This window comes from Actinoplanes couchii, assembly GCF_016862075.1.
In the GTDB taxonomy this organism is placed as follows: domain Bacteria; phylum Actinomycetota; class Actinomycetes; order Mycobacteriales; family Micromonosporaceae; genus Actinoplanes; species Actinoplanes couchii.
In genome coordinates this window covers 224,924-249,942 of record NZ_BOMG01000042.1, presented here as the reverse complement: position 1 = coordinate 249,942, position 25,019 = coordinate 224,924, and the positions used below count along the sequence as shown (strand labels likewise).

The following is a 25,019-nucleotide window of genomic DNA, read 5'->3' as shown; positions in this document are numbered from 1 at the left end:
TCCGAACAGTTCAACAGCGGGGCACCGGAGAGGCGCCGAAGTAAGACAGAACCCTCCGGGTCGTCAGTAGAGCTTCTTGAGGACCAGGCCCAGGGAGAACTCGACGTGCACCCGGGCGATCTCGCCGGCCGTGCCGGCGTCGCGGGCGGTGACCGCGTCGATCAGCTGGGCGTGCTGGCGTGACGAGATCCGGACCTCGTCCTGGTTGTAGAGCTTGGCCAGGCCCCGGTTGAAGTGGAACAGCCGGTGGTCGCGGATGGCCCGCATCATCCGCGCGCTGCCCGCCGCGCCGCTGATCAGGTCATGGAAGTGGTCGTTGGCCTTGGCCCGCTCGGGCAGCAGGAGCAGGTCCTCGTTGGTCATCTCGGTCCGCTGCGCCTCGATCTCGGCGAGTTTCTCGTCGGTCGCCCGGAGCGCCGCGAGTCGGGCGGCATGCGACTCCAGGCCGGCTCGGACCTCGTAGATCTCGGTGATCTCGGCGGCCGAGTAGGCGTGCACGATCCAGCGCCGCCGCCGCGACACCACCAGGCCGTCGGCGGCGAGACGCTGGATCGATTCGCGCACCGGTGTCCGGGAGACGCCGAGTCGCTGGGCGATCTCGTCCTCGACGAGTGGGGAGCCGGGGGTGATGACCCCGTCGGTGATCTCCTCGCGCAGCACCGCGTAGACCTCCGCGGACCGCAACCGGCTGACGCCGTCACTCATCGATTCGTCTCCTCAGGACGTCGGGGAAGCTCAGTAAACCGGGCGTTCGGTGTTCCCGGCGAGCCCGGAGTCCCAGGCGGGCACCGGCGGCGCAAAGTCGATCATGTGAGGCACCTGGATGTCGATGTAGTACGGCCGCGGATCGTCGGAGAAGCTCTGGACGGCCTGCCGCAGCTGGTCCATCGACTCGGCCCGGATGCCCTCGATGCCGTTCGCCCGCGCCACCATCGGCGCGTCCACCGGGCCGGGGTCCACCCCGAAGTAGCGGCCCTCGGTGTAGAGGTGCTGGAGCATCTTGATCCAGCCCATCGAGTTGTTGGTGAACTGCAGGAACAGGATCGGCAACCGGAACCGGGCGGCGGTCTCCAGCTCGCCGCAGGACATCGCGAAACTGCCGTCGGCGGTCACGCTGACGACCGGACGGCCGGTGGTGGCCTTGGCGGCGCCGATCGCGGCCGGGATGGCGAAGCCCATCGGGCCGTGACCGCGCGGGATGACGGTCCGCTTCGCGGCGCGTTCCTGGGTCCAGAACGCGGCCACGTTCGGGGTGGGCGTGCCGGGGTCGGCGACCACTGTCACGTCCTCGCCGAGCAGGTCACGGACCAGTTCGACGACGGCCCGCGGGTAGAGCACACCCGGCGCGAACTCGTCACCCTCGGGACGCGGGGTGCCGTCGGCGCGGGCGGCGGTCGCGGCGGCCAGCCGGGCCTCGCGCCGGTCGCTGGCCACCGGCTTGACCGCGGCGGCCAACTGGCCGAGCACCGTCGCGCAGTCCCCGGCCAGGCCCAGCGAACCGGCGAAGTTGCGCCCGGCCCGGGCCTGCTCGATGTCGATCTGGATGACCGTGGTGCCGGTCCGGCTCGGCGCGGTCCAGCTGTTGGTGTTGGTGGCGTTGCCGCGGGTGCCGACCAGCAGCACCACGTCGGCGGCGGCGACCAGCGCGTTGGCGCCGGGCTGGCCGGAGTTGTTGCCGACGATGCCGACGTGCCAGGGATCGCCGGTGGGGATCGAGCCCTGCCCGTGGATGCTGGTCGCGACCGGCGCGCCGAGGGTGTCGGCGAGCAGGCTGAGTTCGGCGTACGCGCCGGAGACGTGCACGCCGCCACCGGCGACGATCGCCGGGCGCTGCGCGGCGGTCAGCAGCCGGGCGGCCTCGGCGACCTTCTCCTCACCAGCCGCGGCCCGCACGGCCGGTGCGGTGGCGGGCGCGGCGGTGACCGGCACGCTGGTGTGCTCCTCGAGGATGTTCTCCGGGACGATCACCGCGACTGGGCCGGGCCGGCCGGTGGTGGCCTCGCGGATCGCGGTGCTGATCGCGGCCGGGATCTCGTCGGCGCTCTGCACCATCGTGCGCCACTTGGTGACCGCGGTGAACAGCGCGACCTGATCGATCTCGGTCAGCGCGCCGGTGCCACGGCTCGCCGCGTGGATGTCCGAGGTGATCAGCAGGACCGGCACCCCGGCGGCGAACGGTTCACCGAGCCCACCGACGACGAAGGTGGTGCCGCCGCCGCTGGACACCTCGACCACGCCGATCCGGTTGGTGACCCGGGCGTACCCGTCGGCCATCGACGCCGCGTGCCGTTCGTCGCGGGCCAGCACGTGCTCGATCTCGTCCTGGCGGCCGTGCAGCGCGTCGTACAGGATGACGCCGGTGTCGCCGGGCACCCCGAACATCGTGGTGACGCCGTGCGCGATCAGGGTGTCGACGATGGCGTCGGCGCCGCGGCGCGAGGTGGTGGGGACGCGGTCGGTGGTCATCGGTGCCTCTCAGGGGTGAGGTGGTGCAGGGCCAGGGCCGCCAGCAGGCCCGCGGCGTCGGGGAGAACCCGGTCGTCGAAACGAGACAGGGGTGAGTGGTTGCCGGCCGGCGACTCGCCATCGGCGGCACCGACGTACAGGAACGCGCCGGGCACCCGGCGCAGGATCTCGGAGAAGTCCTCCGAACCGGCCCGTGGTCGCGCCAGTTCGACGTAGCGGTCCGGGCCGAACATCCGGACGGCGGTGGCGGCGACGAGTGCGGCCGCCGCCGGGTCGTTGATGGTCGGTCCCATCACCGGTCGTACGACGGCGGTGGCGGTGATGCCGTGGGCCGCGGCGAGGTTCTCCACCAGGCGGGGCAGCTCGGCCGCCACCCGGGCGGTGTTGGTCTCGCTGAAGGTGCGCACGCCGGCGCGCAGGGTGGCCGAGTCGGCGATGACGTTCGGGGCGTGACCGGCCCGCAGTTCCCCGACGGTCAGCACGACCGGGTCGAACGCGTCGAAGCGGCGGTCGACGTAGGAGTGCAGCGCGGTGACCGTCTCGGCGAGCACCGGCACCGGGTCGGCGCCCTCGTGCGGGCGCCCGCCGTGCGCACCGCGGCCGGTGATCTCGACGTCGAGGATCCCGTACGCGGCCATGATCGGCCCGCTCCGGCCATGTACCACGCCGCTGGGCAGGTCGGCGATGACGTGCAGGGCGTACGCGGCGATCGGTGGTGGCCCGGCCACGTCGAGCAGCCCTTCGGCCAGCATCAGCGCGGCACCGCCGTGGCCCTCCTCGCCGGGCTGGAACGCGGCGATGACGGTTCCGTCGAACTCACGCGAGGCCAGCAGCCGCAGCGCGCCGACCAGCGCGCTCATGTGCAGGTCGTGGCCGCAGGCGTGCATGGCCGGGCCGGGAACCGCATAGGGCAGCCCGGTGCGCTCGGTGATCGGCAGCGCGTCCATGTCGGAGCGCAGCAGCACCACCGGCCCGTCGCCGCGGCCGCGCAGCACCGCGGTCACGGAGGTGCATTTGTCGCCGTGCACCAGCTGTACCGGCAGATCCTGTAGTTCTTCGACCAGGACGTCCCGGGTGCGGGGCAGGTCCAGGCCGACCTCGGGCACCGCGTGCAGGCGCCGGCGCAGCGCGATCAGGTCGCCGGTCACGGCCGCTCCCCCGCCTGGAGTCTCGGCATGACGTCGGCGACCACCTCGGCGAAGACGTCGTCGTCGTGCTCGCCCTGCAACGGGAAGGGGAACATGAACTCGGTGATGCCGATGTCGGCGTACCGGCCGATGGTGTCGCGGAAGTTCTGCACGCTCGTCCACGGGGTGTCCCGGGTGAACGCGAGCATGAACGAGCGGGTGATCTCCGCGGGATCCCGGCCGATGCGCTCGCACTCCTCGTCGAGCCATCGGGCCCGGCGGCGGGTCGCGGCCAGGCTCTGCTCCGGGGTCAGCACGACACCGGCACGCAGCTGGGAGAAGAGCACGCCGTAGCTGTTCCACACGTCGGCGTGGGCGGCCGCGGCGGCGATCGAGGCGCGGGTGTGCGCGGCGATCAGCAGCCGTCCCCGGACCGGGGCGGGCGCGGAGACGCCGTGGCTGCGGTAGAACTCGCCGTCCACGTCGACGTCGGCGCCGCGCAGGTAGGAGCGGACGATCCGGGCGTACTCGCCGAGGCGGGCGGCCTTCTCGTCACTCGGCCACGCGGGGATCCCGGCGGCGGCGCCGTCCAGGGGGTTGCCGCCGCTGCCGATCCCGGCGACCGCCCGGCCACCGGACAGGTGGTCCAGGGTGACCGCCTGTTTGCCGAGCACCGCCGGGTTACGCAGCCCGATCGGGCTGACCAGGGTGCCGACGTCCACCCGGGAGGTGACCGCGGCGATCCCGGCGGCCATCAGCCACGAGTCGAACCGGGGCCGGGCGGGCGCGCCGTCGCCGTCGCGGGTGCTCCACACGTGGTCGCCGGCCCACAGCGCGTCGAAGCCGGCGGCCTCGTGGTCGCGCCAGCGGTGCCGCAGCTCGTCCCAGGGCGCGGCGTCGTACGTCTTCAACCCGAATCGCAGTCCGGTCACGATCGCAACGCCTCCTCCAGCAGTTCCCCGGTCACGGCACCGTCGCCGGCCGCGCGGTCGAGGCCGAGCCAGAGGTCGCGGTAGACGCGTGGCTGGTCGGCGGACGGCACCCGGGTCAGCACGTGCTCGATCAGCCGCCGCTGCAGTTCCTGCGGGAACCGGGTGTCGGCGGCGGTCCGGGCGGCGCCGAGGGCGAACTCCGGCGCCCCGGTACGCGGTTCGCCGAGGCCACCGCCGCCCGGTGTCTCGATGCGCAGCACGTCACCCGCGCGCAGGGTGATCGTGCCGACCCGGCCGAGGTCACGTTCGCCGGGTGTGCCGGGGTTGAGGGTGGCCCGGCCGGTCGCCCCGGGCTCGCCGCCGTTGAGCCCCCACGGCTGATAGATCAACCGCTCCAGGCCGCGTACGGCGAACGTCACGCCGTCCACCCGCGACCGCATCGTGACGACCAGCCCGTCGCCGCCGGGTGACACGCCCGCGCCGCCGGAGCCACGCCGGTAGCGGTACTCCTCGACGACCACCGGGACGTCGTCCTCGAGGATCTCGTTGGGCACGTTGCGCAGCCAGCCACCCATGTAGCTGGTGCCGTGCAGTCCGGGCCGGCCGGGGCGCCCGCCGGAGCCGCCGGTCAGCGGCTGGCCCACCGACACCCGCCGCCGCCCGTCCGCGCCGATGTGCGAGATCGCGGCGATCGCCACGGCACCGGCCCCGGTGGCCATCGCCGCGCCGGGCCGGGCCTGGGCCAGGCAGGCGACGACCAGGTCCATGATCCGGAAGAAGATCGCGGCCCGGACCCCGCACGGCGCGCCGGCGCCCGGGTTGACCACCGAGCCGGGCGGCAGGGTGGCGCGCAGCGGCCGGACGATGCCCGAGTTGTACGGGATCCCGTGGTCCTGCGAGTAACACCAGTTGACCAGGGCGAACGCCAGCATGTAGTGCCCGGCGTGCCCGCCGGTGTGCAGGTTGACCGCCTCCAGCACCTGCGGTGAGGTGCCCTCGAACGACAGGTGCGCGGTACGCCCCTCGACGGTCAGTTCCAGGCTGAGCCGCACCGGCGGCACCGACCCCTCGACACCCTCCACGTAGTCGGTGAACGAGTACCGCCCGTCGGCCAGGTCACCGATCATGTCGCCGGCCCGGTTCTCGGCGGTGTCCAGCAGGTCCTCGATCGCGTCCCGGACCGCGCCGGAGCCGAAGCTCGCGACGATCTCGTCCAGGCGGCGCTGGGCGGTGCGCAGCCCGGCGATCTGGGCCGCCAGGTCACCGCGGTTCTGGTCGGGCACCCGGGTGTTGCGGGTGACCAGGTCGAGCACACCCTGGTTGAGTGCGCCGGCCTCGACCAGGCGTACCGGCGGAATGAGAAGCCCTTCCTGGTGGATGTCGGTGTGGTCCCAGCTGATCGAGCCGGGCACGGTCCCGCCGATGTCGGAGGAGTGCACGAAGCTCACCGCGTACGCGATGATCTCGTCCCCGGCGAACAGCGGCGCCCAGGTCCACAGGTCGGGCAGGTGGGTGACCAGTCCGCCGGTGGCGTCCGGGTCGTTGCTGAGGCCGACGTCGCCCGGCCGGTACGGGGCGAGCGACTCGATCACCGCCCGCGCCGGGATCCCGATCATCATGTTGCCGGAGATCCGCCGGGGTGCCGCGAACACCTCCCCCTGCGGGGTGACCAGGCAGGTCCCGAAGTCGGCGGTCTGTTTGACGAAGATGCTGAAGCTGGTGCGCCGGATGTTCTCGGCCATCTCCTCGACGACCGCGGTGAGCCGGTGGGCGAGGATCTCCAACTGGACCGGTGAGCTACGCACGGGTGCCTCCCGTCAGGCGGATACGCAGGTTGCCGGCCGCGTCGACGGTGCCGGTACAGCCGGTGGGCAGGAAGACGGTGGTGTCCGGCGCGGACACCAGGGCCGGTCCGGTCACGACGGTGCCGGCGGCGAGTGTCGGCCGCCGGTGCACCCGCACGTCGGCGAGCACGCCGTTCTCGACCACCCGGTGCGTGACGCTGACCGGCTCCGGAGCGTCGGTGACCGCCGGGCCGGGCAGGCTGGACGAGGCGGCCAGCCCGACCCGCAGGTTGCGGACGTCCAGGACCGCGTCACCGGGGTCGACGGCGTAGGTGCGCAGGTACGCGTCGGTGAACGCCCGGTGCAGCGCGGCGACCGTCGGCTCCTGACCGGCGGGCAGCACCACCGGCAGGGTGAACGACTGGCCGGACAGCTGCACGTCGGCCCACCGGGTCACGGTCACGTCCGGGTGCAGCTGGTGGTCCTGGGCGGCGTACCAGGCGCGGGCCCGGTCCTCCAGCGCCGCCCAGCCGGAGCGCAGCGACGCGTCGGTGACGGTGCCGTGTGCGGCAGCGACCACGTCGGTGCGCAGGTCGGTGGCGAGCGCCCCGTACGCGCAGAGGGTGCCGGGCGACGCCGGGATCAGCACCTCGGCCATGTTCAGGGTGCGGGCCAGCAGGGCGGCCTGCACCGGGCCGGCGCCGCCGTACGCGATCAGGGTCAGCTCGGACGGGTCGACGCCGCGTTGTGCGCACAGCGGGATCAGCTGGGCGTGCATCATCGCCGTCGCGACGGCCACCGCGGACTCGGCGGCCGCTTCCACGCTCAGGCCCAGCCGCTCGGCGACCGGGAGCAGGGCGGTGCGGGCCGCCGCCACGTCCAGGCCTACGCTGCCGCCGGCGAAGTCGGTCGGGTCGAGGTAGCCGCAGACCACGTACGCGTCGGTGATCGTCGGTTCGGTGCCGCCGCGACCGTAGGCGGCCGGGCCGGGGAACGCGCCGGCGCTGCGCGGGCCGACCTTGAGCACCCCGCCGTCGTTGACCCGGACGATCGAGCCGCCGCCCGCCCCGATCGACGAGATCTCCACCGACGGGATGATCAGCGGGAAGTCGCCGAGGACACTCTCGGTCGAGTACGGGATCGCGCCGTCGACGATCGCGCAGTCGACGCTGGTGCCGCCCATGTCCATCGTGACGAACCGGTCGACGCCGGCGGACGCGGCCAGCCGCACCGTCCCGGCCACCCCGGACGCCGGCCCGGACAGCAGCGTCTCGACCGCGGCCCGGACCCGGTCGTCGGGTGAATGCGCGATCGACGCGACCCCGCCGTTGGAGCGGGTGATGTGCAGCGGGCAGTCCAGTCCGAGCTCGCGCAGCTCCCGGACCAGGAATTCCAGGTAGCCGCCGAGGGCCCGGCCGACGTGCGCGCCGAGCACCGCGACGGTGGCCCGTTCGTACTCGCGTTCCTCCGGCCACAGCAGCGCCGAGCAGGCCACGGTCAGGTCCGGGTGGGCGGCGCGGATCGCGTCGTACGCCGCCTGTTCGTGTTCCGGGTGCAGGTGGCTGTGCAGGAACGCGACCGCCACCGCCGACACCCCGCCGGCGATCAGGTCGTCGACGGCCGCGACCACCTCGGCCGGGTCGAGGGGGCGTTCCTCGGTGCCGTCGGCCAGCATCCGCTCGCCGATCTCCCGGACGTCGTCGCGGTGCACCAGCGGCGGTTTCGGTACGGCGAACATGTCGATCGGGTCGTCCAGCCGCAGCCGCCCGATCTCGAGCAGATCCGGGAAGCCGCGGGTGACCAGCAGCCCGACCCGGGCGCCGGAGCGTTGCAGCACGGTGTTCAGCGCGAACGTCTGCCCGTGTGAGAAGTACTCGACCTGTTCGGGCCGGACTCCGGCGCGGTCGAGGATCGCGCGGACGCCGTCGACCACCGCGCGGGCCGGCTGGGCCGCGTCCGACGGCACCTTGTCGGTGATCAGCGCGCCGGTGGTGGTGTCGGCCAGCACCACGTCGGTGAAGGTGCCGCCGACGTCGACGCCGAGGCGGTAACGCGTACTCATGCCTGTTCCTTCTGCTCGTTGCGGCCGGTGCCGAACAGTCCGGAGCGGCGCAGCGCGACCGCGGTGAGCCCGGCCAGCAGCAGCGAGCCGGCGATCATCAGGCTGGACACCGCGGAGGTGGTCGGATCCTGGTTCTGCTCCAGGCGCAGGAAGATCGCGACCGGCAGGGTGGTGGTGCCGGCCGGCATCAGGAACACCGACGTGTCGACCTCGTCGAAGGAGGTCAGGAATCCGAAGACCGCGGCGATCACCAGGGACAGCCGGATCTGCGGGAGGGTCACCTGCCGGAACGCCCGCCACGGGGTGGCGCCGAGGTCCCGGGCGGCGGCCTCCAGCTGCGGGTCGAGCCCGGCCAGCCCGGAGCCGACCACGGAGATCACGAACGGCAGCAGCAACAGGACGTGCGCCAGGGCGACGCCGCCGACCGTGCCGTACGCGGTGGGCATCAGCGACACGTACAGCACGAAGAAGCTGAAGCCGGTGACCACCCGGGGCAGGCTCAGCGGGGCCACGAAGATCGAGCGCAGCAGTCCGGTGCCGGGCAGGTCGAGACGGGCGATCGCGTACGCGGCCGGGACACCGAGCGCGAGGGCGATGACGGTGGCGAGCGCGGCGACCTCGATCGAGTAGAGGAACCCGACCTGGAACGGCTCGTAGCTCAGCGCGGTGCGGATCCATTCGAGGGTGAAGCCGGACGGCCATCCGGTCAGAACGTGGTCGGTGCTCACCGAGGCGACCAGCACGATCAGCAGCGGCGCGGTGATGAACACGGCGCACGCCGTGATCCAGGCCCAGCGCAGGGCTTTGACCAGGGCCGTCATCGCGCGGCCCGCCCGCCGGACACCAGCCGGGCCAGGCCGGTGAACAGGGTCAGCACCAGCAGGGCGAGGATCAGCAGCAGGACCGCCTGGGCGGCCGCGGTCGGCCACTGCAGCTGCTGGATGCTCTGGTAGATGGTCTGGGCCAGCACTGTCACCCGGCCGCCGCCGAGCAGCGCCGGGGTGGCGAACGCCGAGATGGTCAGCGCGAAGACCAGCTGGATGCCGCTGAGCACGCCGGGCATGGTCAGCGGCAGCTGCACCCGCAGGAACCGGCGCAGCGGCCCGGCGCCCAGATCGGCGGCGGCCCGGCCGAGTTCCGGTGGGACCGAGCGGATGGCCGCCAGGATCGGGAAGACCGCGAACGGCAGCTCGACGTGCACCAGGGCGACGATCACCCCCGGCTGGTGGTAGAGCCAGCCGTCGAAGAGGCTCCCGAACGGGCCGTTCTCGCGCAGCAGCATCGCCCAGCCGTAGGTCCGGACCACCACGCTGACCAGGATCGGCGAGAAGATCACGAAGAGCATCGTGGTGGCCTGCCACGGCCGGCGCATGGTGTGCACACACCAGGCCAGCGGATAGGCGACCAGCACGGTCAGCACACTGACCACCAGGCCCAGCAGGACGGTCGTGGTCAGGACCTGCCAGGTGTAGGCGTCGGTCAGCACGTTCTGCCAGGTCGCCCAGTCCACCGGGGCGACCAGCGCCGCGGTCCGTTCGCTGCGCGCGCTGTAGGAGAACAGCAGGGCGACGATCGAGACGAAGACCAGGATCAGGTACGCGGTACCGGGCGCGACCAGCACTGTGGCGAGCCGGCGGCTCCTCATGACGGCACCGCGTACACGTGCCCGGCGTCGAAGGCGAGCCCCACCTCGGCGCCGGGGGTCAGCGGGGTGCCGGCCGGCAACTCGGCGAGCAGTTCCCGCCCGGTGCCGGTCCGGAGCCCGGCGCGGATCGTCCGGCCGGTGAACCCGACGGTGTCCACCCGTACGCCGCCCCGGCTGTCGTCGCTGCCGGCCTCGACCAGCCGCAGATGTTCCGGGCGCAGGGTGAGCACTTGACCGTCGGCGGCCGGGGTGGGGAAGGTGATGCCGTCGATCACCGGGCCGGGGCCGGTGAAGATGTTGTTCTCGCCGATGAAACCGGCCACGAAACGGGTCTCCGGGGCGGCGTACAGCTCCTGGGCGGAGCCGGTCTGCTCGATGGTCCCGGCCCGCATCACCGAGATCTCGTCGGCGATCTCCATGGCCTCGGCCTGGTTGTGCGTCACGCAGACGAAGGTGGTGCCGGTCTCCTGCTGCCAGCGCTTGAGTTCCCGCCGCATGTGCAGTTGCAGGGCCAGGTCCAGCGCGCTGAGCGGCTCGTCGAGCAGCAGCACGTCCGGCCGTTTGACCAGGGCGCGGGCGATCGCGATCCGCTGGCGCTGGCCACCGGAGAGGGTCGCGGGCATCCGCCCGGCGAACTCGCCCATCGCGACCAGCTCCAGGCTCTCGTCGACCCGGGTGCGTAGGGCCGGGCCTTTGAGACCGTCGCTGCGCAGCCCGAACGCGACGTTGTCCCGCACCGACATGTGCGGGAACAGCGCGCCGCTCTGGAACACCAGGTTGGTCGGCCGCCGGTGCGCCGGGGTCCGGGTGTGCTCGGTCCCGCCGATGACGATGGTGCCCTCGTCCGGCACGTCTAGCCCGGCGAGCAGGTGCATCAGCGTGGTCTTCCCGCACCCGGACGGCCCGAGCAGGCAGTGGAAGCTGTTCGCGGCGATCGTCAGGGAGATCCCGTGCAGCACCGTGGCCGCCCCGAACCGCCTGGTGACCCCACTGATCTCGATCGAGCTGGCAGACGCGGTCATGATCAGATGTTCGCCTTGACCTGATCGTTCCAGGACTTGGTCGCGGCCTCGGTGGCGGCGACCAGCGCCGGGTAGTCGAGCTTGATGGCGGCCTCGACCGTGGACAGCTGGAAACTCGGGCGGTCGGCGTAGTCGGCGCCCAGGGTCGCGCCCTCGACCAGCGGGATGGTGCCGGTGGCGGCGCAGTAGGCGCTGACGTTGCCCGGGTCGAACATCTGGTTCATCAGCGCCGCCGACGCGGTGACCTGGGCCTCGGTCGAGCCGTTGACGATCTGGAAGCCCTCGGGGAACGCCATCACGCCCTCGGTGGGCACCGCGAACCCGATCGGGTCGCCGGCTTTGATCCACGGCTCGGCGACACCCTGGAACCCGGGCGCGATCACCACCTCGCCGGCGATCAGCTGCTGGCGGAGCTGGTCGAGCGAGGAGATGAAGCCGTTGAACTGGCCGGCCTTGGCGGCGGCCGCGAACACGTCGATGCCGGGCTGCAGGTTCGACTCGCTGCCGCCGTTGAGCTTGGCGATCACCGGCAGGGCGTTGACCCCGAACGCCGGGGCGTCCCAGGTGGTGACCTTGCCCTTGTACTTGGCGTCGAACAGTTGCGCCCAGCTGGTCGGCGGGGTCGGGAACGCTTCCTTGTTGTAGATCAGGCCCATCGCGTCCATCACCATGTACGCCCCGTGGCCGCTGGCGATGCGGTAGTCCGGCAGCACCTTCGCCACGTTGGCCACCGAGTCCGGGACCGGCAGCCACAGGTTCGTGGTCTCGCCGTTGGCGAACGACTGGCCGTTGAAGAAGCCCAGGTTCAGCAGCGGGTTCTGCGCGTTGATCTGCACCGAGCTGACCAACTTGGGGAACGTGTCGGCGTTCGTACCCTCGATGTAGCTGATCTTGATGTTGTTGGCCGCGGCGTACGCGTCACCGATCTTCTTGGGCACCTCGCCCTGCGCCCCGGCCCAGTGGAACATGGTCAGGCTGGTCTGACCGGCGCCGTCACCGGAGCCGCCACCGGGTGCGCTGCACGCCGACAGTCCGATCGCCGTGCCGATTCCGGCGGTGAGGCCGAGAAAGTTACGGCGGGAAACTCGACGTCCGTTCATGCTGTGCCCCTTGCTCGCTTCCGTGGGTTGCCGGGCCGGCAACAGAACCCATGTTTGCATACGACTTCGTATACAAGAAGGTACCAGCGGAAGCCTTAACGGTGACGCAACACATCTGAATGCCGGGAAAAACCCAGGTCAGGGACGGACCAGCCCGCTCTGGTACGCCACCATGACCAACTGTGCCCGATCGCGGGCGCCGAGTTTGGTCATCGCCCGGTTGACGTGGGTCTTCGCGGTCAGCGGGGAGACGTACAACCGCTCGGCGATCTCGTCGTTCGACAGCCCCTGCGCCACCAGCGCCAGGATCTCGCGTTCCCGGCCGGTGAGCTGGTCCAGCAGGGCCGCCGCGGTTCCCGGCGCGGGCGGGGCCGGCTGGTCCAGGAACTGGGTGATCAGCGCCTGGGTCGCCTTCGCCGACAGCAGGGACTCGCCGTGCGCGACGGTCCGGATGCCGTCCAGCAGATCGGCCGGCTCGACCCCCTTGCTGAGGAAACCGCTGGCCCCGGCCCGCAGCGCCCGCAGCACGTTCTCGTCGATCTCGAACGTGGTCAGCATCAGCACCCGGACCCCGGCCAGGTCCTCGTCGGCGGTGATCAGCCGGGTGGCCTCGATCCCGTCCGTGCCGGGCATCCGGATGTCCATCAGCACCACGTCGGCGCGGGTCTCGCGGGCCAGCGCGACCGCCTCCGCGCCGGTGGTGGCCTCCCCCACCACCTCCAGGTCGGGCGCCGAGTCGATCAGCACCCGGAACCCGGCCAGGATCAGTCGCTGGTCGTCGGCGAGCAGCACCCGGATCGTCATGACGCCTCCCCCGGCGCGGGCAGCAGCGCCCGCACCACGAACCGGCCGCCCGTCGCGCCGGCGGTCAACTCCCCACCGAGCGCGACGGCCCGTTCCCGCATGCCGATCAGGCCGTACCCGTCGCCGCGCGGGTGATCCGGGAGGTGGTTGTCGACGGTGATCTCCAAGGTGGTGGCGGTGAAACACAGACGCAGCCGGGCACGGTCGTCGGACGCGTACTTGTGGGCGTTGGTCAGGGATTCCTGAATTATTCGGTACGCCGCCAGATCGGTCGCCGCCGGGAGTGTCCGCACCTCGCCGACCTGGGTGTGTTCCACGCGCAGGCCGACTCCGGTCACCTGGTCGATCAGTTCCGGCAGATGCTGCAGGCCGCGGGCCGGTTCGTCAGCGGTACCCGCCGGATGGTCCGGGTCGCGCAGCACGCCGAGCACCGTGGACAGCTCGTCGAGGACGGTCCGGCCGGCCTGCCGCACGTGGGCCAGCGACTGTTCGGCCTGGTCAGGGCTGCTGCGCAGCAGGTGCGCGGCCACCCCGGCCTGTACGTTGATCATCGCGATGTGGTGGGCGACCACGTCGTGCAGCTCGCGGGCGATCCGCAGGCGTTCCTCGACCACCTGCCGCCGGGTCTCCTCCTCCCGGCTGCGTTCCACCCGCCGGGCCCGGTCCACGACCTCGGCACGATACGCGCGGCGGGTGCGCACCAGGTCCCCGACCACGACGGCGAGCCCGGCCCAGACGAAGATCGCGACCGCCCCGGACCCGGTCCGGTCACCGGCGGCGACGAAGGCGACAGCCCCGGCGAGAACACCACACGACCAGGCGATCACCCGGCGGCTGGTGGTCGCCACCGTGTACGTGCAGATCAGCAGGGCGAACCCGGCAGGCTTCAGCAGCCACGGCACCCCGGCGCCGAGCAGGGTCAACCCGGCCGACGTCAGGAACACCGGCAGCGGCCGGCGCCGCCGCAGCGTGATCAGCAGGACCGCGGCGAGGGCCGCCACCGCGTCGAGTGGATCCGGCCAGGGCTCCGCGGGGCTGTCGACGCTCTGCGCGAACGTCACCACGGACGTGGCTCCGAACAGCACCACCCCGGCGACGGCGTCGACCAGCTGCGGCCGCCAGGTGCCGAGACTCCAGTGCCGCATGCCACGACTCTACGGACGGCGGGCATCGCCGGCTGTCGTCGTCCCGTGGTATCCCGGCGACCATCGCCTACTACGGCTGCGGTAGACGGCGGCACCCACATCGGAACGACGCGGATTACGATCCGCCCCGGCCAGGCTGATCGGCATGATCGAAGTGAAGGATCTGACGAAGCGGTACGGCCCGGCGACGGTGGTGGACGGCCTGTCCTTCCAGGTGCGGCCCGGCGTGGTCACCGGTTTCCTCGGCCCCAACGGCGCCGGCAAGTCCACCACCATGCGGATGATCATGGGTCTGGACCGGCCCACCGCGGGCACCGCCACCATCGACGGCCACCCCTACGCACAGCTCACGACACCGCTGCGCCGGGTCGGCGCCCTGCTGGAGGCGCGCTCGTTCCATCCGGGCCGCACCGCGTTCCACCACCTGCTGGGTCTGGCCGCCACCGCCGGTGTCCCCCGCTCCCGGGTCGATGATGTGATCGACATCGTCGGCCTGCGGGCAACCGCACACCGCCGCGCCGGTGGCTACTCCCTGGGGATGGGCCAGCGACTGGGCATCGCGACAGCGCTGCTGGCCGACCCGGAGGTGCTGATCCTGGACGAGCCGGTGAACGGTCTCGACCCGGAGGGCATCCGCTGGATCCGGGACCTGATGCGCGGCCTGGCCGCCGACGGCCGCACCGTCTTCGTCTCCTCACACCTGATGAGCGAGATGGCGCTGACCGCCGAGCACCTGATCGTGGTGAGCCGGGGCCGCCTGGTCGCCGACGAACCGCTGGACGGCTTCATCGCCCGCGCCGCGCTGGACTCGGTGCTGGTCCGCACCGACCAGCCGACCCGGCTGCACGCCCTGCTGACCGGGCCGGGGGTGACGGTCACCAGCGTGGACCGGGGCAGTTTCGAGGTGTCCGGGCTGGACGCCCAGCAGATCGGCAACCGGGCCGCGGCCGACGGGATCACCCTGCACGAACTGTCCACCAGGCAGGCCAGCCTGGAGGACGCCTTCATGCGCCTGACCCAGGAGAGGACCGTCTGATGACCTTCCCGCAGGTGATCCGCTTCGAATGGATCAAATTCCGGTCACTGCGCTCCTCCTGGATCACCCTGGCCCTGACCGCCGGCCTGTACACCGGGACCGGGCTGCTCGTCTGCTGGCTGCTCTTCGACCCGGCGCGGGCCGCCGTCGACGACCTGGTCGGCAAGAGCCTCTCCGGTGACCTGGTGGCGCTGCTGGCCGCCGGGGCGCTGGGCGTGCTGACCATGACCGGTGAGTACGGCAGCGGCACGATCCGCACCACCCTGGCCGCGGTGCCCCGGCGCTGGCCGGTGCTCGCCGCCAAGGTGGTGGTGCTCGGGACGGTCTCGTACGCGGTGATGCTCCTGGCCACGGTGATCTCGTTCGCCGCGGGTCAGGCGATCATCGGCGACCTGGGCGCCTCGTTCGGCGACGACGGGGTGGTGCGGGCCCTGTTCGGCCACGCCGCCTACGTGACCGGGGCGGGCCTGTTCGGCCTGCTGTTCGGCGGGCTGCTGCGGTCCACGGCAGCCGCGTTCACCGCGTACTTCGCGGTGATGTTCCTGCTGACCATGCTCAGTGCGCTGGTGCTGCCGTACGGCTGGCGGGTCAACGTCAACAAGTTCCTGCCGTCGGCGGCGGGCGAGGCGATGGGCTCGGTGGTGGACAACCCGGAGCTGCTCACCCCGGGCCTGGGCGCCCTGGTCTTCGCCGGTTACCTGCTGCTCACCGGCACAGCCGCGGCCTGGCGGCTCACCCGCTCGGACGCCGGCTGACCGGCGCCACCCCGTGGAGCGTCTGGTCGACCAGACGCTCCACGATCGAATCCTCCAGGGGCACCTTCAGCACCAGCACCCGGTGGTAGCAGGCGCCCCACAGCTGGTCGATGATGATGTGCAGGTCGGCGTCCTCGGCCAGCTGGCCCTGCTCCCGGGCGGCGGCCAGCCGGACCCGGGCGAACTCCCGCCGGGGCACCGCGTAACTCTCCTTCCAGGCCCGGGCCAGTTCGTCGTCCAGCTGGGCGGCGCCGATCAACTCGGAGACCGTCCGGCCGGCGCCGGTCAGCCAGTGCACGAACGACCGCAGCTGGGTGATCAGATCCGCCCGCAGGTCGCCGGTGTCCGGGAACTCCAGCACCGGCTGGCTGCTGGCGAAGTACGCCTCGGCGGCGAGCGCCCCCGGCGTCGGCCACCACTTGTAGAGGGTCATCTTGCTGGACCCGGCCTCCTTGGCGACCCGGTCGAAGGTGATCGCCTGAACACCTTCGGACAGCAGCAGCCGCCCCGCCGCCTCCAGCACTCCGGCCCGCACCTCGTCGGCCGGCCGCCGCCCCCGGCCCCGCTTGGTCGTGGTCATCAGTCCCTCACCTCGACCCGCAGAATACGGTCGTCGCCCGGCCGGGGATCGGTGCCGCCCCAGGTCGCGCCGTCGGTGTTCGACGTGACCAGCCACAACGCCCCGTCGGGGGCCACTTCGACGGTCCGGATCCGGCCGTACGCCTCGACGAGGTGCCCGATCGGCGCCGCGGCGGACGCGCCGTCCACGGGCACCTGCCAGAGCCGCCGGCCGCCGAGCGCCCCGATCCACAGCGACCCCCGCGCGTAGGCGACCCCGGACGGGCTGGCCTGGTCCGGGTGGAACGTGGCGATCGGCGCCTCGCCGGTGTCCCCCGCGACGCCCTCGGTCTCCGGCCAGCCGTAGTCGGCTCCCGGGCGCAGGACGTTCACCTCGTCCCAGGTCCGGTGGCCCAGCTCGGAGGCGTAGGCGGTGCCGTCCGGGCCGAAGGTGATGCCCTGCACGTTGCGGTGCCCGCCGGAGTAGATCGGCGAGTTCCCCGGGTTGCCGTCGGGGACGGTGCCGTCGGTGGCGATCCGCAGGATCTTGCCGTTCAGGGAGTCCGCGGTCGCGGCGTTGGCGGGCTCGAACGCGTCGCCGGTCCCGATCCACAGGTGCCCGTCCGGGCCGATGACGATCCGGCCGCCGTGGTGCCGGTCGGCCGTCCGGATGCCGTCGAGCAGGACCCGGTCCAGGGTGAGCGAGCGGTAGTCCTCGGCGATGGTGATCGCCACGATCCGGTTCTGATCGGCACCGGACACCGAGGCGTAGATCGTGCGGTCCTGCGCGAATTCGCGGGAGGCGACGATGCCGAGCAGGCCGCCCTCCGAGGTCACGCTGACGTCGGGGACGACACCGACCGGCTGCGCGTCACCACCGGCGGCGGGCACCCGCAGGATCTGCCCGGTCAGGCGCTCGGAGACCAGCGCCGAGCCGTCCGGCAGGAACGTCAGCCCCCACGGCGACGTCAGCCCGGTGGTCAGTTCGACGGGAGTGCCGAGTGTCGCGGCCGGCGCCCCCGAAGGCTGCGACGCGACCGGCGCTCCCGCCGGCTGCGACACGGCCGGCGCTCCGGAAGGTGGCGACGCGGCCGGCTCGGCGCAGCCCGCCAGGACCAGACCGAGGGCCAGCACCGCCGGCCGCGACGACGGCCTCAGGCCGCACCACCGTTGACGAAGAGGGTCTGGCCGTTGACCCAGCGGGCCGGGCCGGCCAGGAACGCCACCGCTTCGGCGATGTCGCCGGGCTCGCCGAGGCGCTGGAACGGGTTGTTGCCGGCGATCTGGTCGATCAGCTCCTGGCTCTTGCCCTCCAGGAACAGCGGCGTGGCGGTCGGGCCGGGCGCGACCGTGTTCACCGTGATGTCCTTGCCGCGCAGCTCACGGGCGAGGATCAGGGTGATCGCCTCGACCGCGGCCTTGGAGGCGGCGTAGGCCCCGTAGGCGGGCGGCTGCAGCCGGGTGATCGAGGTGGAGAAGTTGATGATCGCGCCGCCGGGCCGCAGGCGCTGGGCGGCGAGCTTGCCGACCACGAAGGTGCCGCGCACGTTGACCCGCTGGATCCGGTCGAAGACGTCCAGATCCAGGGTGGCCAGCGGGGACAGCGGCATGATCCCGGCGGTGTGCACGAGCACGTCGACGCCGCCGAACTCGCGCGCGGCGGTGTCGAACAGCTCGGTCGCCGCGGTCTCGTCGGCGATGTCGCCGCCGGCGGTCACGGCGCGCCCGCCGGCCTCGGTGATGGCCCGGACCGTCTCCTCGGCCCGCTCCTTGTTGCCGTTGTAGTGCACGACGACGGCGAATCCGTCGGTGGCCAGGCGCTCGGCGGCGGCCCGCCCGATCCCGCCGGAGCCCCCGGTGACGATCGCGACGCGGGTGGTGGTGTCGGTCATGATAACCCCTCCTCGTTATGTGGACTGTTTGTACATTAACTCGAGCGCAGGAAATGTACAAGCGGTCCACATAACGTCAGCGGGGAACGGTGATCCGGTAGTACGCGGTCTTGCGGTAGAGGGTCGCCCTGCTGATACCCAATTCCTCGGCCGCACGCGTCATCGTCTGCCCCGGTTCGGTCAGACAGCGCGCGATCTCGTCCCGCTCCAGGGTCTCCAGCCTGGTCAGCTGCCGGGCCGGGCCGTCGAGCAGCTCGGTGGACAGGTGCTGCAGGTCGATGGTGGTGGCCCGGTTCGCCGCGTCCCGGACGATCCGGCGCAGCTGGCGGGTGTTGCCCGGCCAGTGGTAGGCGGTGAGGGCGGCGACGGCGCGCGGGGTGAAGACGGCCGGGCGGTGGCGTACCCGCGCGGCGAAGTGATGGGCCAGGGGCAGGACGTCGTCGGGACGCTGGGCCAGCCCGGGAACCGTGACGGCCGCGGCGGTCAGCGCGGACAGCTCGGCCGGCAGCGCCGCCAGGTCGGGCGCGGTGAGCACCCAGCGGTCCGGCGAGGCGGCGGCCAGCAGGTGGGCCAGGTCGCCGGCGGCCCAGGCGGGCAGCGTGTCGGCCCCGGAGATGATCACGCACGTGCCGGGTTTGGCCAGTTCCGGGGTCCAGAGGGCGAGCCAGCCGGCCACGGCACCGGCGTCCGGGGCGCGCACGTGCAGCAGATGCGGACGGTCCGGGGCGCGGCGGCGGGCCAGCGCGGCCAGGGTCGACCGGCCACTTCCGGGAGCGCCGAGCACGGCCAGCCCGCGACCCCGCTGGACCGCGGTGGCGGCGCCGTCGAGGGCCGCGTGCCAGGCCGCGGACACACACGGATCGCCGTCCGCGGAGGCGAGCGAGCCGCCGATCACGGTGAAGACCTCGCCGCGCGGGGCCGGTGGCAGGGTGCGCCCGGCGCCGCGGGCGAGCATCAGCGCGCTGGTGGCGCTCGCGGCGGCCTGGGCGAGGGCGAGCAGCAGCGCGGACGACGAGCCGGACCAGGTGGTCAGGTTGACGCTGCCGACCAGTTCACGGTGCACCGGATCGAGCACCGGGACGGCCGCACAGGTGTAACCGCGTAGCCCGGTGCAGTAGTGCTCCTCGGCCTTGACCAGGGTCGGCGCCCGGTCGGCGAGGGAGAGACCGAGCCCGTTGGTACCGGTGACCCGCTCGCTGTAGGAGAAGCCGGGCGCGAGGTGGACCCGGTCGAGCGACCGCTGGATGGTGGTGTCCGGGCAGAGCCGGGCGAGGACCATGCCGTCCCGGTCGGCGATCATCAGGGCGACCGGCTCGTTGGCGATCGTCGCCTGCAGACCGGAGAGCACCTCGGAGGCGCAGCTGTAGAGCAGCGATCCGGTGTCGATCGTCCCGCTGAAGACCGGGTCGACATGGTCGGGGGACACCCCGTAGCGCTCGCTGCGCAGCCAGGAGGCGCGCAGCCGGCCGGGGGCGGCACGGCCGGCCAGTTCGTCGTCCACCGGACCCTCCCCCACGTTTCCCAGACGTTACAGAGTAGCCGCACCCGTCGATATATCACCAGGTCAGAGCGTGTTTCAAAGTGAGACAGCGACCCCGTTGCCGGACCACCGCGAACCTACCTAGCGTGACGGCCATCACCGAGAAGGGGAGGCCAGGATGTATCGCAAGGACGGCGAGGAGTACTTCATCGTCGATGCCCACATCGCCCTGTGGGACGCCCGGCCGGAGAACCAGCGCAACATCCACGGCAAGCAGTTCATCGACTGCTTCTACGACTATCACCGCAACCTGAGCCCGGCGAGCGAGCTCTGGCCGTACGAGGATTATCTGTACTACGGCGGCGACCGGCTGATGAAGGACCTGTTCGAGGACGGCTACGTCGATCACGCCATCTTCCAGCCGGCCCACTTGGGCGAGTTCTACCGGCGGGGCTTCGGGCAGACCGAGGAGGCCTGGGAGCTGACCCGCAAGCACCCGGACCGGCTGACCTACAACCACTGTTACGACCCGCGCAACGGCGAGGCCGGACTGGACCAGTTGCGGGCCGACGCCGAACGGTTCGGGCTCCAGGGGGTCAAGCTCTACACCGCGGAGTGGCACGGGGAGTCACGGGGCTACAAGCTGACCGATCACTGGTCGTACCGCTATCTGGAATTGTGCCGGGAACTCGGGATCCGGAACATCCACGTGCACAAGGGGCCGACGATCCGGCCGCTGGACCGGGACGCCTTCGACGTGGCGGACGTCGATCACGTCGCCTCCGACTTCACCGATCTGAACTTCATCGTCGAGCACTGCGGGCTGCCGCGCCTGGAGGACTTCTGCTGGATCGCCACCCAGGAGCCGAACGTGCACGCCGGGCTGGCCGTGGCGATGCCGTTCATCCACACCCGGCCGCGGTACTTCGCGCAGATCATCGGCGAACTCCACTACTGGCTGGGCGAGGACCGGATCCTGTTCTCCAGCGACTATGCGCTGTGGACGCCGCGGTGGCTGGTGGAACGCTTCGTCGACTTCCAGATCCCGGACGACATGACCGAGTACGCGCCGTTGACGACCGTACAGAAGAAGAAGATCCTGGGTCTCAATGCCGCTTCGCTGTACGGTCTGACGGTGCCGGCCGCCGGGCAGCAGCCGCTGGCCGTCGCATGATCACCGCGGCGGAGGTGTGGACGGCGCTCGCCTCGGTGGTCGATCCGGAACTCGACGAGCCGCTCACCGATCTCGGCTTCGTCCGCAGCGTCGACGTCACCGGCGCGGACGTCGAGGTGCATCTGCGGCTGCCCACGTCGTTCTGCTCGCCGAACTTCGCCTACCTGATGGCATCCGATGCGCACGACGCGGTCAGCGCGATCCCCGGCGCCGGGCGGGTCACCGTCGAACTCGACGATCACCACGACTCCGACCTGATCAATCGCGGACTCGCGGCCGGTGCCGGTTATCGCGGCACCTTCGGTCACGAGGCCGAGGACTCCCTCGACGAACTACGCGCGACCTTCCGGCGCAAGGCACACACCGCGGCCATGGAACGGGCGATCACCGCACTGTCCCCGACCGGCGGCGTCTACGAACTGACACTCGCGGATCTGCCCGCTTCCGCAGCCACGACCGAGGCTCTGCTGCGCCGCCGGAAGGCGCTCGGGCTGTCGCTCGATCCGGGCGCGCCGGTGCTGACCAACGAAGACGGCAGCCGTCCCGCCCCTGGTGAGGCCGACATGCGGCTGCGGCGGGCCCGGTCGGTGCGGATCTCCGTCGAGGGCAACGCCCACTTCTGCCGCGGCCTGCTGGCCACCCGCTACCCCGACGTCTCGCACGGTCGGCGAGCACTGCTCCCCCTGGAGGTCCTGTCATGAGAGCCGTTCGGGTCACCGGCTACCACCAGCCGTTACGCCTCGACGAGGTGCCGGAACCGGTCGTCACCGGGCCGCACGACGTCCTGGTCGAGGTCGGCGGCGCCGGGGTGTGCCGCACCGACCTGCACATCCTGGAAGGGCAGTGGGCCGCGAAGTCCGGGGTGGCGCTGCCGTACACGATCGGTCACGAGAACGCGGGCTGGGTCACCGCGGTGGGCAGCGCGGTCACCAACGTGACCGAGGGCGACAAGGTCATCATGCATCCGCTGGTGACGTGCGGCCTGTGCCGGGCCTGCCGGGACGGCGACGACGTGCACTGCGAGACGTCGAGGTTCCCCGGCATCGATACCGACGGCGGTTACGCGGAGATCCTGAAGACGTCGGCCCGCAGCGTGGTCAGACTCGACGACCGCCTCGAACCGGCGGACGTGGCAGCGCTGGCCGACGCGGGCCTGACGGCCTACCACGCGGTGGCCAAGGCGGCCCGCCGTCTGCGCGCCGGTGACCGGGTGGTGATGATCGGCGCGGGCGGTCTGGGCCACATCGGCATCCAGGTGATGGCGGCCCTGTCCCCCGCCGAGATCATCGTGGTGGACCGCAACCCCGACGCGGTGAAGCTCGCGGTCGGTGTCGGCGCGCGGCACGGTGTGGTCGCGTCCGGCGGCCAGGTCGACGAGGTGCTGCAGTTGACCGGAGGCCACGGCGCCGAGGTGGTGATCGACTTCGTGGGTGAGGGCGGTTCCACCGCCGAGGGCCTGCGGATGACCCGGCGGGCCGGCGATTATCACGTGGTCGGTTACGGCGAGAACATCGACGTCCCGACGATCGACCTGATCTCCGCCGAGATCAACATCATCGGCAACCTGGTCGGCAGCTACAACGACCTGGCGGCCCTGATGGCCCTGGCCGCACAGGGCAGGGTCACCCTGCACACCGCGAAGTACGCCCTCGACGACTTCCAGCAGGCGATCGACGACCTGACCGCCGGCCGGGTCCGGGGCCGGGCCATCCTGGTCCCGTAGCCGGCGATACCTGAAGGGCCACCGGTGCGGACGGAGCACCGGTGGCCCTTGTTCACGTGCGGATCAGGGGTAGGAGACGACGTTGCGCGGGACGGTGTTGCCGGCCGGGTTGGGGACCGAGCCACCGGTGTCGTTGACGACGTTGGCGATCGTGCCGACATCGCCCAGCGACACCGTCAGGATGCTGCGGAGCTTGACGCCGGCCCGGTTCGGCACCTCGAACGCGCGGTCCACCCGGACGCTCGGGTTGACGTTGAAGAAGGAGTACGAGCCGCCGCCCCACAGTTCGTGGTCGGTGACGGCGTCGGCGACCTTGTAGGCGGCGTACCCGTTGCCACGGGGACCGATCCAGGAGGCCTGGTTCGGTACGTCGTACGGCTTCTCGTTCTGGAAGAAGATCGTCTTGCCGCGGTTGCCGTTCCAGATCACCTCGTACTTCTGGTAGTGCTCGACGAACAGACCGGTGGCCAGGACGTCGTCGCCGTTCACGATGACGCCGGTGTCGCCGGTGTTGACCGCCCAGCCGGTGGGCGCGCCGCCGTGGTCGGCCCGCCAGGCCCAGATGTGGTCGATGATGGTGTCGTCGCTGTGCACGGCGAGCGTGGTGGTGGCCTTGCCCTGGACGCTGCTGCCGATGCGGAAGAAGACGTCCTGCAGGCTGATCGGGTTGGCGGCGTGGTCGGTGTGCACCCCGGCCTGCCCGACGCTCATCAGGGTGGGGCTGTTGGTCGTACCGGCGTCGAAGGTCAGTCCGCTGACCTTGACCCCGTCGACGTCGGCCACGTTCAGGGCCTCGACCCCGCCGGTCGGGATCAGGGTCGGGAAGCCGATGCCGGTGACCACGGTGTTGGCCCGGGTGACCCGCAGGGTCTGGTCCAGGTTGTACGTGCCGGGGGTGAAGAACAGGTTCAGGCCCTGCGCGAGCGCCGAGTTGATCCGGGCGGCGCTGTCACCGGGCTTGGCGACGTAGAACTCGCGCATCGGGATCGAGGTGCCGGCGGCGTTCGGCCAGGTGGCGCCCGCGGAGTTGCGCCGCAGGGCGGGGACGAAGACCCGGTAGAGGCCGGCGCTGTCCACGTACAGGTAGGGCTTCTCCCGCGTCACCGGCGTGGTGGCGAGGGTGGTGTGCGGCGGGTTCGGGAACGCGTTGGCCGGAGCGCCCTGGACACCGGAGTAGACCATGTTCCAGACGCCGCCGTCCCAGCGCGAGATCTTGCTGTCGCGGGTGTACCACTGCTGCTGGGAGCCGGAGGAGACGACGCCGTCGACGATCGAGTCGGCCAGGTAGCCGCCGCTGGAGTAGCCCTGCCCGTTGTCCTGGTTCGACGGCGCGAGGGTCAGGTTGCCCTTGATGTGCACGCGGCGCATCGGGGCCGCCTGGGAGACCGCCCACCGGTTGGTGCCGCCGTCGGGCACGATCGACAGGTTCTCCATGCTGCGCCAGAAGTTCTGGGTGGCGTTGGATTCGTCGCCGTAGTTCCAGCCGGAGTCCACGTTGACCGCGCCGTTGATCGTCACGTCGTCGGGGTTGAGCCCGAGACCGGCGATCGTGGTGTAGAAGCCGACGTTGGCCCAGACCCGCCCGTACGTGCCGGGCTTGAAGAGGAAGACGTGGCGCTGGGTGCCGAACTGGGCGGTGGGGCTGCGCAGCTGGGAATTGAACGCCTGGTCCACGGCGGTCTGGATGGTCGCCGCCGAGGTGGACGAATCGAAGATCCGCACGTTGGAGCCGAAGTCCGGGGTGTCCGAGGTGGGCAGGGTGGGCGTGGTGCCGCTGCCGAAGACCTGGAATTCCCAGAGCGAGTAGCCGTACGGGGTGGCGCGGGTGGTGCCGTTCATCCGCACGTACCGGCCGGTGCCGTTGACGGCGAGCGTCTGCACGCCGGTCTGGCCCGCGGTGACCGGGCTGATGTTCGTCCAGGTGCTGCCGTTGGCGGAGGTCTGGATGGTGAACGCCGAGGCGTACGCGGCCTCCCAGTTCAGCACCACCTGGGTGATCGGCTGGGAGCTGCCCAGGTCGACCTGCAACCACTGCGGGTCGGCGAACGTGCTCGACCAGCGGGTGCCGGCGTCGCCGTCGACTGCTGCGGAGGCGGGGAAGGCGGCGCTCTCGACGGACGAGGCGGTGGCCGGTTTGCCCTGGGACACCGGGATGTCGGCGGCGCTGGCGCTGGAGGCGACCGAGACGACGGTGACACCGAGGGTGGCGGCGAGGACGGTGCTCAGTACGGCCCGTCGGCGGGTCTGTGGGGAAGTCGGGGGTCTCATGTACCTGCCTGTCGGACGAGGGTGACGCGGGGAGAGCGCTCTCCCA

At 71.6% G+C, this 25,019-nt stretch carries 22 protein-coding genes; 5 read left to right on the top strand and 17 right to left on the bottom strand.

Annotated features, from left to right (window positions below):
• Positions 1 to 63 precede the first annotated feature (63 nt).
• The 12 genes from Aco03nite_RS15840 to Aco03nite_RS15785 form a co-directional block, all read right to left on the bottom strand.
• Entirely contained in the window at positions 64 to 705 is a 642-nt protein-coding gene (locus Aco03nite_RS15840) for a GntR family transcriptional regulator (RefSeq protein WP_203795851.1), read from the bottom strand.
• A gap of 30 nt (positions 706 to 735) precedes the next feature.
• Positions 736 to 2,466, bottom strand: coding sequence for a thiamine pyrophosphate-binding protein (locus Aco03nite_RS15835; RefSeq protein ID WP_203795850.1), 1,731 nt, complete (start codon positions 2,464 to 2,466; stop codon positions 736 to 738).
• Positions 2,463 to 3,614: a M20 metallopeptidase family protein gene (locus Aco03nite_RS15830; protein ID WP_203795849.1), complete on the bottom strand. Its 1,152-nt coding sequence runs from the start codon at positions 3,612 to 3,614 to the stop codon at positions 2,463 to 2,465. The genes Aco03nite_RS15835 and Aco03nite_RS15830 overlap by 4 nt, the downstream gene beginning before the upstream one ends.
• The gene (locus Aco03nite_RS15825) at positions 3,611 to 4,525 is read right to left on the bottom strand and encodes an LLM class flavin-dependent oxidoreductase (protein ID WP_203795848.1); all 915 of its coding nucleotides are present in this window, start codon (positions 4,523 to 4,525) and stop codon (positions 3,611 to 3,613) included. Before Aco03nite_RS15825 ends, Aco03nite_RS15830 begins: the two co-directional genes overlap by 4 nt.
• Positions 4,522 to 6,330, bottom strand: coding sequence for a hydantoinase B/oxoprolinase family protein (locus Aco03nite_RS15820; protein WP_203795847.1), 1,809 nt, complete (start codon positions 6,328 to 6,330; stop codon positions 4,522 to 4,524). The genes Aco03nite_RS15825 and Aco03nite_RS15820 overlap by 4 nt, the downstream gene beginning before the upstream one ends.
• Positions 6,323 to 8,371 carry a hydantoinase/oxoprolinase family protein gene (locus Aco03nite_RS15815; protein ID WP_203795846.1) on the bottom strand — a complete coding sequence of 683 codons (2,049 nt, stop codon included), beginning with the start codon at positions 8,369 to 8,371 and terminating at the stop codon, positions 6,323 to 6,325. The genes Aco03nite_RS15820 and Aco03nite_RS15815 overlap by 8 nt, the downstream gene beginning before the upstream one ends.
• A complete protein-coding gene (locus Aco03nite_RS15810) occupies positions 8,368 to 9,192 on the bottom strand; it encodes an ABC transporter permease (protein WP_203795845.1) in 825 nt (274 codons plus the stop codon). The genes Aco03nite_RS15815 and Aco03nite_RS15810 overlap by 4 nt, the downstream gene beginning before the upstream one ends.
• Positions 9,189 to 10,016 carry an ABC transporter permease gene (locus Aco03nite_RS15805; RefSeq protein WP_203795844.1) on the bottom strand — a complete coding sequence of 276 codons (828 nt, stop codon included), beginning with the start codon at positions 10,014 to 10,016 and terminating at the stop codon, positions 9,189 to 9,191. The genes Aco03nite_RS15810 and Aco03nite_RS15805 overlap by 4 nt, the downstream gene beginning before the upstream one ends.
• The gene (locus Aco03nite_RS15800) at positions 10,013 to 11,038 is read right to left on the bottom strand and encodes an ABC transporter ATP-binding protein (protein WP_203795843.1); all 1,026 of its coding nucleotides are present in this window, start codon (positions 11,036 to 11,038) and stop codon (positions 10,013 to 10,015) included. Before Aco03nite_RS15800 ends, Aco03nite_RS15805 begins: the two co-directional genes overlap by 4 nt.
• A gap of 2 nt (positions 11,039 to 11,040) precedes the next feature.
• On the bottom strand, positions 11,041 to 12,138 hold the full coding sequence (locus Aco03nite_RS15795; protein ID WP_203795842.1) for an ABC transporter substrate-binding protein: 1,098 nt from the start codon (positions 12,136 to 12,138) through the stop codon (positions 11,041 to 11,043).
• A gap of 138 nt (positions 12,139 to 12,276) precedes the next feature.
• On the bottom strand, positions 12,277 to 12,942 hold the full coding sequence (locus tag Aco03nite_RS15790; RefSeq protein WP_203795841.1) for a response regulator transcription factor: 666 nt from the start codon (positions 12,940 to 12,942) through the stop codon (positions 12,277 to 12,279).
• Positions 12,939 to 14,087: a sensor histidine kinase gene (locus Aco03nite_RS15785; protein WP_203795840.1), complete on the bottom strand. Its 1,149-nt coding sequence runs from the start codon at positions 14,085 to 14,087 to the stop codon at positions 12,939 to 12,941. Before Aco03nite_RS15785 ends, Aco03nite_RS15790 begins: the two co-directional genes overlap by 4 nt.
• Positions 14,088 to 14,232: 145 nt before the next feature.
• On the opposite strand from Aco03nite_RS15785, the gene Aco03nite_RS15780 reads away from it, so the two are divergent.
• Both Aco03nite_RS15780 and Aco03nite_RS15775 read left to right on the top strand, forming a co-directional pair.
• Positions 14,233 to 15,123 (top strand): ABC transporter ATP-binding protein, encoded by an 891-nt coding sequence (locus Aco03nite_RS15780; RefSeq protein WP_203795839.1) that lies wholly within the window; start codon positions 14,233 to 14,235, stop codon positions 15,121 to 15,123.
• Positions 15,123 to 15,878 carry an ABC transporter permease subunit gene (locus tag Aco03nite_RS15775; protein WP_203795838.1) on the top strand — a complete coding sequence of 252 codons (756 nt, stop codon included), beginning with the start codon at positions 15,123 to 15,125 and terminating at the stop codon, positions 15,876 to 15,878. Before Aco03nite_RS15780 ends, Aco03nite_RS15775 begins: the two co-directional genes overlap by 1 nt.
• Here Aco03nite_RS15775 and Aco03nite_RS15770 read toward each other — a convergent pair.
• The 4 genes from Aco03nite_RS15770 to Aco03nite_RS15755 form a co-directional block, all read right to left on the bottom strand.
• The gene (locus tag Aco03nite_RS15770) at positions 15,856 to 16,458 is read right to left on the bottom strand and encodes a TetR/AcrR family transcriptional regulator (RefSeq protein ID WP_203795837.1); all 603 of its coding nucleotides are present in this window, start codon (positions 16,456 to 16,458) and stop codon (positions 15,856 to 15,858) included. The genes Aco03nite_RS15775 and Aco03nite_RS15770 overlap by 23 nt on opposite strands.
• Positions 16,458 to 17,498 carry a PQQ-dependent sugar dehydrogenase gene (locus tag Aco03nite_RS15765; RefSeq protein ID WP_203795836.1) on the bottom strand — a complete coding sequence of 347 codons (1,041 nt, stop codon included), beginning with the start codon at positions 17,496 to 17,498 and terminating at the stop codon, positions 16,458 to 16,460. Before Aco03nite_RS15765 ends, Aco03nite_RS15770 begins: the two co-directional genes overlap by 1 nt.
• A 92-nt stretch (positions 17,499 to 17,590) precedes the next feature.
• Positions 17,591 to 18,328, bottom strand: coding sequence for an SDR family oxidoreductase (locus Aco03nite_RS15760; RefSeq protein WP_203795835.1), 738 nt, complete (start codon positions 18,326 to 18,328; stop codon positions 17,591 to 17,593).
• Positions 18,329 to 18,404: 76 nt separating this feature from the next.
• On the bottom strand, positions 18,405 to 19,829 hold the full coding sequence (locus Aco03nite_RS15755; RefSeq protein WP_203795834.1) for an AAA-type ATPase lid domain-containing protein: 1,425 nt from the start codon (positions 19,827 to 19,829) through the stop codon (positions 18,405 to 18,407).
• 157 nt (positions 19,830 to 19,986) lie between these two features.
• Between Aco03nite_RS15755 and Aco03nite_RS15750 the strand changes: the two genes are divergently transcribed.
• Genes Aco03nite_RS15750 through Aco03nite_RS15740 form a run of 3 tightly spaced genes read left to right on the top strand, consistent with a single transcriptional unit; the run spans position 19,987 to position 22,705 of the window.
• The gene (locus tag Aco03nite_RS15750) at positions 19,987 to 20,982 is read left to right on the top strand and encodes an amidohydrolase family protein (RefSeq protein ID WP_203795833.1); all 996 of its coding nucleotides are present in this window, start codon (positions 19,987 to 19,989) and stop codon (positions 20,980 to 20,982) included.
• Complete coding sequence (locus tag Aco03nite_RS15745; RefSeq protein WP_203795832.1) at positions 20,979 to 21,683, top strand: iron-sulfur cluster assembly protein; 705 nt, start codon at positions 20,979 to 20,981, stop codon at positions 21,681 to 21,683. Before Aco03nite_RS15750 ends, Aco03nite_RS15745 begins: the two co-directional genes overlap by 4 nt.
• On the top strand, positions 21,680 to 22,705 hold the full coding sequence (locus Aco03nite_RS15740; protein WP_203795831.1) for an NAD(P)-dependent alcohol dehydrogenase: 1,026 nt from the start codon (positions 21,680 to 21,682) through the stop codon (positions 22,703 to 22,705). The genes Aco03nite_RS15745 and Aco03nite_RS15740 overlap by 4 nt, the downstream gene beginning before the upstream one ends.
• Before the next feature lie 63 nt (positions 22,706 to 22,768).
• Here Aco03nite_RS15740 and Aco03nite_RS15735 read toward each other — a convergent pair whose 3' ends face one another.
• The gene (locus Aco03nite_RS15735) at positions 22,769 to 24,973 is read right to left on the bottom strand and encodes a pectate lyase-like domain-containing protein (RefSeq protein ID WP_203795830.1); all 2,205 of its coding nucleotides are present in this window, start codon (positions 24,971 to 24,973) and stop codon (positions 22,769 to 22,771) included.
• Positions 24,974 to 25,019 lie beyond the last annotated feature (46 nt).

Excerpts from the sequence above, each read along its gene's own strand:
- Aco03nite_RS15840 (WP_203795851.1), bottom strand. The coding sequence starts at position 705 with ATGAGTGACGGCGTCAGCCGGTTGCGGTCCGCGGAGGTCTACGCGGTG.
- Aco03nite_RS15800 (WP_203795843.1), bottom strand. The coding sequence starts at position 11,038 with ATGACCGCGTCTGCCAGCTCGATCGAGATCAGTGGGGTCACCAGGCGG.
- Aco03nite_RS15805 (WP_203795844.1), bottom strand. The coding sequence starts at position 10,016 with ATGAGGAGCCGCCGGCTCGCCACAGTGCTGGTCGCGCCCGGTACCGCG.
- Aco03nite_RS15735 (WP_203795830.1), bottom strand. The coding sequence starts at position 24,973 with ATGAGACCCCCGACTTCCCCACAGACCCGCCGACGGGCCGTACTGAGC.
- Aco03nite_RS15740 (WP_203795831.1), top strand. The coding sequence starts at position 21,680 with ATGAGAGCCGTTCGGGTCACCGGCTACCACCAGCCGTTACGCCTCGAC.
- Aco03nite_RS15770 (WP_203795837.1), bottom strand. The coding sequence starts at position 16,458 with ATGACCACGACCAAGCGGGGCCGGGGGCGGCGGCCGGCCGACGAGGTG.
- Aco03nite_RS15775 (WP_203795838.1), top strand. The coding sequence starts at position 15,123 with ATGACCTTCCCGCAGGTGATCCGCTTCGAATGGATCAAATTCCGGTCA.
- Aco03nite_RS15760 (WP_203795835.1), bottom strand. The coding sequence starts at position 18,328 with ATGACCGACACCACCACCCGCGTCGCGATCGTCACCGGGGGCTCCGGC.
- Aco03nite_RS15810 (WP_203795845.1), bottom strand. The coding sequence starts at position 9,192 with ATGACGGCCCTGGTCAAAGCCCTGCGCTGGGCCTGGATCACGGCGTGC.
- Aco03nite_RS15745 (WP_203795832.1), top strand. The coding sequence starts at position 20,979 with ATGATCACCGCGGCGGAGGTGTGGACGGCGCTCGCCTCGGTGGTCGAT.
- Aco03nite_RS15780 (WP_203795839.1), top strand. The coding sequence starts at position 14,233 with ATGATCGAAGTGAAGGATCTGACGAAGCGGTACGGCCCGGCGACGGTG.
- Aco03nite_RS15795 (WP_203795842.1), bottom strand. The coding sequence starts at position 12,138 with ATGAACGGACGTCGAGTTTCCCGCCGTAACTTTCTCGGCCTCACCGCC.
- Aco03nite_RS15835 (WP_203795850.1), bottom strand. The coding sequence starts at position 2,466 with ATGACCACCGACCGCGTCCCCACCACCTCGCGCCGCGGCGCCGACGCC.
- Aco03nite_RS15790 (WP_203795841.1), bottom strand. The coding sequence starts at position 12,942 with ATGACGATCCGGGTGCTGCTCGCCGACGACCAGCGACTGATCCTGGCC.
- Aco03nite_RS15785 (WP_203795840.1), bottom strand. The coding sequence starts at position 14,087 with ATGCGGCACTGGAGTCTCGGCACCTGGCGGCCGCAGCTGGTCGACGCC.
- Aco03nite_RS15815 (WP_203795846.1), bottom strand. The coding sequence starts at position 8,371 with ATGAGTACGCGTTACCGCCTCGGCGTCGACGTCGGCGGCACCTTCACC.
- Aco03nite_RS15750 (WP_203795833.1), top strand. The coding sequence starts at position 19,987 with ATGTATCGCAAGGACGGCGAGGAGTACTTCATCGTCGATGCCCACATC.